Raw genomic sequence first — 5,794 nt, 5'->3', positions numbered from 1 at the left:
TGCATTTTCAATGCAGAAAATATTTAAAGGGTATGCTGATTTTTATTGTGGTGGATATATGGAACTGTTATAATATGGATATGAAGAAAGCGACAAATTAGAAGTTGTAAGGATGTGTTTCAAATGACAAAAGAAGAACGACAAAAATATAAAGAACTAACAAAAGTTTTGCCTAAAATGCTTAAAGATAAAATTAAAAAATATAAGTTTAAGAAAAAAGATTTTATGATTTGGTATAGTACAAAGGAATTATTCTTTGATTTGCTTATTGGTGTGAAAGTAAAGTCAGATGATAAGTGTTATTGTACTGCTATAGAAACAATCAAACCATTGTGGTTAGATGATTTGTTATGGGATTTATTGAAAATGGAAACCAATAAAAAAGAACCATTAAGTTTGAGAACTATTGGTGCATTTACAGTTAGCGGTGCTGAATTGTTTAAAAATGAAACAGAATTAAAAGAATGGACAATCAGTGAATTAGAAGAAATCATAGATAATTATTTAGAACATTTTTATAAAACTGCTCAATCATCTTCAATCTGTGATTTTTACAATAATTTAGAAAATTCTATATACCATGTTGAATTAAGAAAAGCATTATCATTGATTCACGAGCATAAATATCAAGGTGCTTTAGATTATTTGAAAGACAAAGGTGAAGGTATTTTTAAGAATGGTGATGTATCTATAAATAATGCAATCAGAGAATACTGTATAAATCAACTTTCATAGATGGATAAAATCCAGTTTGTAGTGCAGTAAATTCCAGTTTGTAGAACTGTATTAAATCATCAAATCACATAGAGGTGGCGATTATGCGATATAAAAAATTTTTATTAGGTGTTATAGCAAGCGTGCTTTGTCTAGGACTATTAAATGGTTGTAGCAGTTATTCGCATGATTTTAACTCTAGTGAAGAAGCACAAAAATATATCTTATCCAAATTAAAGGACAAATACAATGAAGAATTTATTATTACAGAAGTGAAGAAGTACAAAGAAGAAAAAATAGGATTAAACTGGATTATGGCAGAAGTTTCCAGTAAAGAAAATTCTTCTCAAACTGCTACTATATATACACGAAATACTGGACTTTTTGAGGATAGTTACCATGTTTATTACTATTCTGATGAAATAAAAGAACTTGCAACTCCTTTATTTCAAGATAAGCCTTTTATAAGAGGTTATCAAATTGAAGTTCAAGGGCATACAACCACGACAGAATGGAATGGTAAGGAAAGTGTAGAAGAATATCTGAAAAAAAGGGAATATGAAATAGAAACAAGTATATATCTTAATGAGGGAAAAACTGATAAAGAATATGCAGAAGAACTTTCCTATATCATGCAAGAAATTGTAGAAAGTGATTTGGTTTTTAATATTTCAGTATATACAAGCGATGATAACCTTATTTTCTATTCTCTACCAGAACAGCACAGTCAACCAGACGTAGAAGTAATTTTAGAAAAAATGGCAGATGTTAAAAGACAACAAAAAACGCAAAAAGATTATAAGGAATGGAAGAAACAAAATCAGAACAATGAAACAAATTCTGATTGATGTGGCAATAAAGGAGTGAAATAAAATGATTTACGAACCCGAAAATCTAAAAAATAAAAGAGCAATATATGAAAAAAGAGATAAATGGCTTATCCGATTAGCCTTTCTATTTTGGGCGGTACTACTATTGATTTATGTGAACATAGTAATTCCCTATGTAAAATCAACAATTGGCTTTTTAGGCATTATTGTTGGTGGTATTGCTGTTATTACTATTGTTTATTTCTTTACTGTATTCTTTGTTTTAATGCGGAGAGGACGTCAGTTTAGAAAAATGAACAATGATATTGTAAGAGAATATCACGAAAATAAAAATGGAGAACTCTTTTTAGAAAAACTTCTTGCAATAGATACGAAACCTAAAGATATGAAAGATGAAATGACATGGTATCTCAATATTGCAACTGCATTTAATGTATTAGGTAAACGAAATGAATGTATTGCTTTGTTTAAACAATTAGAAGAAGTTGCAACAGAAAAAGACAAAGAATATATTCAAAATAGCATTAAATTTGTGCAAGAACAGTTAGAAAAATAATATTGACTAAGTGGTTTGGTAAAATCAAAGGAGCGATTAGGAATGACAATTCTTATTTATTTTTTAACAATAGTATTTGGTATAGTATGTTTTGTAATTATGAAAAAGAAACGCTATAAAGTCATGCCACTTATCTGTTTGATTATGTTTATTTGTTTCATTGGCTGTGGAATCGTTTCTATCTTATCTTTAACTTTGCCATATGGTGAGATTTTGGTTTATCCATTGGGAGCAATTATATTTGGTTTGGTATTTATTTTGGTTGGGGTAAATGATTTATATTCGTTATTGCGTTGTAGAGAAAAAGTGGACGGCGTGTATTGTGGCTACAATACATATTATGGTGGCAATGGCATTTCTACACAATCTCCAATATTTGAATATACATATAACGGAACTTATTATCGTGAGCAAACAGCACAAAATATATCTCATAAACGATTAAATAGGAGTATGACACGAGGAAATGTATATAGCATATATATTGACCCAAAGCACCCAGCAGTATTTATTCTGGCTAAAAAAATTAAAATAGGAACAATAGTTTCGATAATATTAGGGTTATTCATATTTACGTATGGAATTGATTTATTATTAAAATTTTTGCCTATGTTATTGAGTCGATAGTATATACTTTGTTGGTAAATTGTCTGATAACCTTATATCACATATAAAGCAGTTAGTCTTAGGATTGACTGCTTTTTTCGTAAGCGATGAATAATCACCCGGTCACGACTTCCTGGGAACCTTAAATATTCAGGTTCCCACGTTCTTCAGGTCTTACTTTTTCGATATCTATGATCCCGGTACATCTTTCTTTTATAAAGTCACTCCATGGCAGCAGCTGTTTTATGCCTGCGGGCTCATTTTTATAGTCCGGCATATACAGCAGCAAGGTGTAGAGATAATGATAGATGTTCAGGTTATTGGCTTTCGCTGTTTCTATGAGACTCAATACAATGGCACTTGCCGTTGCTCCATCAGCAGTATCATGAAACAGAAAGTTTTTACGCCCCGTCACATAGGTTTTTGCCCGACGTTCCGCTGCATTATTAGAGATCTCGCATCTTCCATCCAGTAGATAATTCATAAGGGTCTCTTTATGATTAAAGGCATAGTTTACCGCTTTTTCAAGCTTACTCCCGCCAGCAGGCTCCAGGGTTTCCAACCATGTCCAGAATTCATTCCAGATGGCAGGTTCTGTTTCCTGGCGTTTCTGTTTTCGTTCTTCCTGTGGAAGTTCTTTGTAGAGACGTTCCATATAGAAAAGACGGTTACAGAATGCAACTCCTTTTTCGGCAGGGAGCAGGGAACTGTCTTCTGCAGTTCCCTGCGGAGGTTCTGCAAGTTCCTGTTCAGAATTAATGTCCAGAAGTTTCAGCTTTTTCTGACGTGCTTTTGGGACTGCTTCAAAGAACTTACGCCTGCAGTGGGCAAGACAGCAGACCAGGACAACATCTTCGATCCTGCCGTATGCACTATACCCATCACACTGGAGCATCCCAGTGAAACCATGGAGAAATTCTATCGGATAATCCCCGCTCCGTCCGAGTCTGTAATCATACAGGATGATCGGTGGTTTTCCATCAGTCCCGCTCAGGTAGATCCACATATAGGATTTTGAAGTGGCAGTTTTTCCCTCTTCATGAAGCACCTGACAGGGTACCTCGTCTGCATGGAGGATCTCTCTTGCCAGCAGTTCCTGATGCATTACTTCATAGACTGGAGAGAGATATTCCAATGAACAGTAATTGTACCAGTGCGCTGCAGTTTCTCTTGGGACAGGCACCCCTTTTTCCATCCAGTCTTTTGACTGACGGTAAAAGGGAAGGTGCAGAAAGCTTTTCTGGTACATGACCATTGCCACCATATCCGGCGATGCGGGACTATGGGCAAGAAGCGGTGTCGGTGTTTTTGCCTCTACGATCATTGTTTCATCCTCCTGCCGACATACAGGACACATAAGGGTTTCCTGCATGTAATGGACCCTTACCACTTTTGCCGGAGTGATACGCAGTTCTTCCCGGACAAACTTATACCCCAGGTGTTCCATCGGGGAACCACAGTCCGGACAGATCCTTTCTTCCGGGGGAACATCGCAGGAGATCTCTTTTATGGGAAGGGCCTCATACAGATCTGCACGAACAGACTTTTTTCTTCTGGTCCGTGTATGTTCTTTTACAACGGTCACCGTTTCTTCCTCCTGATCAGGACGCCTGATCTTTTCGCTGGATGTTCCAAAGATCTTCCTTTTCAGTTCATCTATCGTCTCATTCAGGTTCGCAATAGTACTGCGGAGCTCTTTTATGGTAGCTCTGAGATCCACAATGGTCTGTTCCTGTTCTTTATTCGTGCTTAATAAAAGCTGGATCATATCTTCTGTATCATGAGGCATGGCATTTCCGTCCTTTGTTTTCTTATCCCTATTATAAAAGAAGTACGGAGATATGGCAAACAGACGGGACAGATGGTACTGTCAATCTGACGGTACCTCAGTTGTGGATATCTTTCCTAAAAAAATGAAAGATATGCCTGTATGCTCATTCTTTTAGGAAAGATATCCACCTGCTGTTTTAAAACAGATGTTTTTTTGAGTCTCATCCACATCGCATTCGAAAGGAAAAAAGAAAGCAGTGGATAAGTGTCTGGCGGCTGCCTGCTGTCACGGATATAGAAAATTTAAAATTCTCTGTTTTGCACAAAGGATCAGAAATCTTTTTTTCTGCCTGTGCCTTTGATTGCTTTTGGCTGATCGATGGAAAGACCTTCCATAAGCCACCGGAATTCCTGACGCGTCAAAAGACGGGCTTCCGAAGCATTCCGCGGCCACTGGAACCTGCCGTTTCCGTCAAGCCTTTTCTGGAGCAGCACAAAACCATCCTTATCAAAATGGAGTGCCTTAAGTTTCCGGCTATCCCTTCCGCAGAAAAGATAAACTGCATTTGCATACGGATCGAGTTCATATGTATCGCGTATGATAGCCATAAGCCCGTCGAAACTTTTTCGCATATCTGTACGTCCGGTGATAACGAAGATCTTAGACACACCGGACAGATCACCTAACATAAATCCTGCAGCGCTGATAACGTATGAAATATGGTCTCACGGTCTGCTGCGTTGGTGATCTCAATCTGGAAACTGTGATAAGTGATTTTTATAACAGAGTCTGGAATGGTATCCGTTTTGAGCTGCACTGAGGATGGGCAGACTGCCGGTTCCTCAAAAGAAAGCGGTACAACTTCCTGTTTTCCTGAGAAAGAAGAATGGACTGGTTCCGGTATCTCACAGGCTTTTTGTCGAAGTCTTCGTATCTGGTAATAAAAGTTGCTTGTATGGATATGATGTTCCTGACACCAGCATTTATCAGAAAGACCACTGGACCGGCATTCCTGGATCAGATTCAACCATTCTTTATCTGTACGTCTTGGATTTTTTTTAGGCATAAAAATTCAACTCCTGTTTTTTATTTGGAGTGAGATTAGCACAGGTACCAGAAGAACTGAAGTGAAATGGTCCTAAGTGCAAAAAACTGGAAAAGTTATAGAGATACCACTCCTTAGAGGGATTATCTCATAAATTTTGGATACTGAAAAACCGGTGGATTATTCATCGCTTACCTTTTTTCTTACCAAAATTATAGATTGGAGTGATGAAATGATATACTCTTAGAACTTTTTAACAAGATTATTGAAGC

At 36.8% G+C, this 5,794-nt stretch carries 7 protein-coding genes; 4 read left to right on the top strand and 3 right to left on the bottom strand.

Features of this window, described 5'->3' with window-relative positions:
* The first annotated feature begins 123 nt into the window (after window positions 1-123).
* The 4 genes from ACESSZ_RS16165 (at window position 124) to ACESSZ_RS16150 (ending at window position 2,727) form a co-directional block, all read left to right on the top strand.
* Entirely contained in the window at window positions 124-735 is a 612-nt protein-coding gene (locus ACESSZ_RS16165) for a hypothetical protein (protein ID WP_173722015.1), read from the top strand.
* Between the two features lie 83 nt (window positions 736-818).
* On the top strand, window positions 819-1,562 hold the full coding sequence (locus tag ACESSZ_RS16160; RefSeq protein ID WP_071143777.1) for a hypothetical protein: 744 nt from the start codon (window positions 819-821) through the stop codon (window positions 1,560-1,562).
* A 25-nt stretch (window positions 1,563-1,587) separates the two neighbouring features.
* On the top strand, window positions 1,588-2,100 hold the full coding sequence (locus ACESSZ_RS16155) for a hypothetical protein (RefSeq protein ID WP_071143778.1): 513 nt from the start codon (window positions 1,588-1,590) through the stop codon (window positions 2,098-2,100).
* 42 nt (window positions 2,101-2,142) lie between these two features.
* Window positions 2,143-2,727: a hypothetical protein gene (locus ACESSZ_RS16150; RefSeq protein WP_071143779.1), complete on the top strand. Its 585-nt coding sequence runs from the start codon at window positions 2,143-2,145 to the stop codon at window positions 2,725-2,727.
* Between the two features lie 121 nt (window positions 2,728-2,848).
* Here ACESSZ_RS16150 and tnpC read toward each other — a convergent pair whose 3' ends face one another.
* The 3 genes from tnpC to tnpA all read right to left on the bottom strand — a co-directional run bounded on the left by tnpC (window position 2,849) and on the right by tnpA (window position 5,543).
* Complete coding sequence (tnpC, locus tag ACESSZ_RS16145; RefSeq protein WP_347126368.1) at window positions 2,849-4,495, bottom strand: IS66 family transposase; 1,647 nt, start codon at window positions 4,493-4,495, stop codon at window positions 2,849-2,851.
* A 311-nt stretch (window positions 4,496-4,806) separates the two neighbouring features.
* Window positions 4,807-5,166, bottom strand: coding sequence for an IS66 family insertion sequence element accessory protein TnpB (tnpB, locus tag ACESSZ_RS16140; protein ID WP_081019426.1), 360 nt, complete (start codon window positions 5,164-5,166; stop codon window positions 4,807-4,809).
* Window positions 5,160-5,543: an IS66 family insertion sequence element accessory protein TnpA gene (gene tnpA / locus ACESSZ_RS16135; protein WP_173722044.1), complete on the bottom strand. Its 384-nt coding sequence runs from the start codon at window positions 5,541-5,543 to the stop codon at window positions 5,160-5,162. Before tnpA ends, tnpB begins: the two co-directional genes overlap by 7 nt.
* Between the last annotated feature and the right edge of the window lie 251 nt (window positions 5,544-5,794).

The sequence above is a fragment of the Eubacterium sp. 3_1_31 genome (genome assembly GCF_964249515.1).
Lineage (GTDB): Bacteria > Bacillota_I > Bacilli_A > Erysipelotrichales > Erysipelotrichaceae > Longicatena > Longicatena caecimuris.
Note: the sequence above shows the minus strand (reverse complement) of the source record. Positions and strands in the feature narration are given on the sequence as shown.

What these genes read in the sequence shown, in the direction of transcription:
- ACESSZ_RS16165 (WP_173722015.1), top strand. Translation starts at nt 124, where the DNA reads ATGACAAAAGAAGAACGACAAAAATATAAAGAACTAACAAAAGTTTTG.
- ACESSZ_RS16160 (WP_071143777.1), top strand. Translation starts at nt 819, where the DNA reads ATGCGATATAAAAAATTTTTATTAGGTGTTATAGCAAGCGTGCTTTGT.
- ACESSZ_RS16155 (WP_071143778.1), top strand. Translation starts at nt 1,588, where the DNA reads ATGATTTACGAACCCGAAAATCTAAAAAATAAAAGAGCAATATATGAA.
- ACESSZ_RS16150 (WP_071143779.1), top strand. Translation starts at nt 2,143, where the DNA reads ATGACAATTCTTATTTATTTTTTAACAATAGTATTTGGTATAGTATGT.
- tnpC (WP_347126368.1), bottom strand. Translation starts at nt 4,495, where the DNA reads ATGCCTCATGATACAGAAGATATGATCCAGCTTTTATTAAGCACGAAT.
- tnpB (WP_081019426.1), bottom strand. Translation starts at nt 5,166, where the DNA reads ATGTTAGGTGATCTGTCCGGTGTGTCTAAGATCTTCGTTATCACCGGA.
- tnpA (WP_173722044.1), bottom strand. Translation starts at nt 5,543, where the DNA reads ATGCCTAAAAAAAATCCAAGACGTACAGATAAAGAATGGTTGAATCTG.